The organism is Amphibacillus sp. MSJ-3 (genome assembly GCF_018919165.1).
Taxonomy (GTDB): Bacteria; Bacillota; Bacilli; order Bacillales; family Amphibacillaceae; genus Amphibacillus.
This window is the reverse complement of record NZ_JAHLQM010000062.1, coordinates 1-2514: the sequence shown is the minus strand read 5'-3', so window position 1 is coordinate 2514 and position 2514 is coordinate 1. Positions and strand designations below refer to the sequence as shown.

Genomic DNA, 2514 nt, shown 5'->3' with positions numbered 1-2514 from the left:
TGTAACTGCTAAACTAAAATAGTCAGTTATTGCTCAATAAGATTGAACACTTTTCGATCAAATATACGACCATTCATAGTATGATAGATTCATTGAAATTTATCAGATTTGGATGGTGCAGAAAGTGGAGAAGTGGAAATTGTATAATGAAATATTTCAATTAAAAGAACTAGGGTTTTCAAAAAGCAAAATTGCCAAAAAGCTTGGTATTGCGAGAGGTACTGTCAATGATTATTTAAAAAGAGATCCAGATGAAATGGCTCTTTGGCTTGCTTCTACGAAGCGAAGAACTAGAAAGTTAGATAAATATAAAAGTGAAATACTCGATTGGCTAAAAGAACACCCTGATCTATCCTCGGCGCAAATTGCTGATTGGTTAGATGAACGGTATCCTGATTTCAAAGTTGGGGAAAGTACTGTACGACGTTATGTAGGTGAATTGAGAAAGGAATATAAAATCCCCAAAGTTACGAATAAAAGAGATTATGAAGCTGTACCTGAATTACCAATGGGTTTTCAAGCACAAGTAGACTTTGGTCAAACATGGCAAAAGGATGAACAAGGTCATTCTGTCAAACTTTATGTCGTTGCTTTTGTTTTATCACGATCTAGGCAAAAATATAAAGAGTGGCTGGATCATCCCTTCACTACAAGAGACTTGATCGTGGCTCATAAGAATGCATTTCAAGCATTCGGTGGAAAGCCAGTGGAGATGGTTTATGACCAAGATAACATTATCGTTGTGAGTGAAAATCATGGTGATATCATCTATACGAAAGAATTTGAGGCTTATCGAAGAGAAGAAGGATTTCGTGTTTATGCCTGTCGTGGAAGCGATCCAGAAAGTAAAGGAAAAATAGAAAATGTCATTGGATTTATTAAAAAAAGCTTTGCGAAACATCGCGTTTATACAACATTAGATGAATGGAATGAGCAAGGGAAATTATGGCTTGAGAGAAGAGGTAATGGTAAGATTCATAACACGACAAAGAAAAAACCGGTCGATGTTTTCCAGGAAGAAAAACAATATTTAAGACCGGTTAAACAGCTCACCACGGTACCAGCCAACGGTAAGCAAACAATTTCATCAGATATAAGTATATCAAGAGTAGTTCGAAAGGACAACACTATTTTATATAAAGCAAATCGATATTCCGTACCATTAGGTACATACGATGGTTTTAGCAAAGAGGTTCATGTGATGATTCAAAATGATCACACGCTTACGATCATTGACCCTGAAACTGATAAGATTATTGGTAATCATGAAATTTCTAATGAGAAAGGGATTCTGGTTCAAGATCGGACGCACATAAGAGATCGTTCACAGGGGATTGAAGCCTATAAACAAAGTATTGCCGCTAAATTTGAAGATCATTCATTAGCCCTTAAATATTTAGATGAAATTAATAGGAAGTATCCAAGATATACCCGTGACCAGTTACAACTGATCAATAAAATATGGGATGAGTTCCCTTCTGAAATGATTAATAAAAGCTTAGTTAAGTGTATAGAACAGAAGTTATACAGTGCAACAGAATTTAAAGATATGATCAATTATTTGATCTCCCAACGATCAATTACTCCGATCAATAAAGTAAACGTAAAAGATATTCAGCCTTTACATGATGAATCATCTTATATATTTGAAATTAAGCCACCTATCCGTGATATTTCACCATATGTGTCGATCATGGAAGGAGTTGACGATTGATGGGTACCTTCAAACAATTAGAGGGTGTATTGAGAAGTTTACGTTTGTCGGAGACCAGCGAATACTTACCTGAATTAATAAAAAAAGCAGAAAAACAATCTTTATCTTATACTCAATTTCTTTTAGAGGTGATGACATACGAACAAAAAAGACGAGCAGAAAAGTTAATCGAAAGAAGGTTAAAATGGGCAACATTTCCCGTTTATAAAACATTGCCTGAATTTTCATTAGATGAGCAGCCATCCTTAACTAAAAAGCAATTTAATAAGTTAAATGATCTCGTCTGGTTAGATCAACTCTACAATCTTATTTTACTCGGGCCGACAGGTGTAGGAAAAACCCATTTAGCCATCGGCTTGGGAATAAAGGCAATTCACGAGGGATACAAGGTAACGTTTATATCAATGGGAGAACTTATTCATGTATTAAAGACGGAAGAGATAACCCGCAAGTCACAAATTAGGTTAAAACGACTAAGGGATTCTAATTTGATTATTATCGATGATCTTATGTTTATGGCAATGGATCAACGAGAAGCTAACCTATTCTTTCATTTAATTAATGAGTTATATAATCAATCATCCATTATATTAACTTCAAATAAAGGACCCAGTGAGTGGGGTGAACTATTGGGTGATCCAGCGATTACAGCAGCCATTCTTGACCGAATTATCCATCGATCTGAAGTTATCCAACTAGGAGGTGACAGTTATCGATTAAAACATCGTCGCTCAATATTTAATGATAAAACTGTTCAAAATTAATGAGCGAAAAGTGTTCAATTTAACTTGACAGTTACA

2 protein-coding genes are annotated in these 2514 nt (G+C 35.1%); both read left to right on the top strand.

Going from position 1 to position 2514, the window contains the following annotated elements; genetic code table 11:
- Nucleotides 1-139 precede the first annotated feature (139 nt).
- On the top strand, nucleotides 140-1714 hold the full coding sequence (gene istA / locus KQI76_RS11540; RefSeq protein WP_253288922.1) for an IS21 family transposase: 1575 nt from the start codon (nucleotides 140-142) through the stop codon (nucleotides 1712-1714).
- On the top strand, nucleotides 1714-2478 hold the full coding sequence (istB, locus tag KQI76_RS11535; protein ID WP_216400434.1) for an IS21-like element helper ATPase IstB: 765 nt from the start codon (nucleotides 1714-1716) through the stop codon (nucleotides 2476-2478). Before istA ends, istB begins: the two co-directional genes overlap by 1 nt.
- Nucleotides 2479-2514 lie beyond the last annotated feature (36 nt).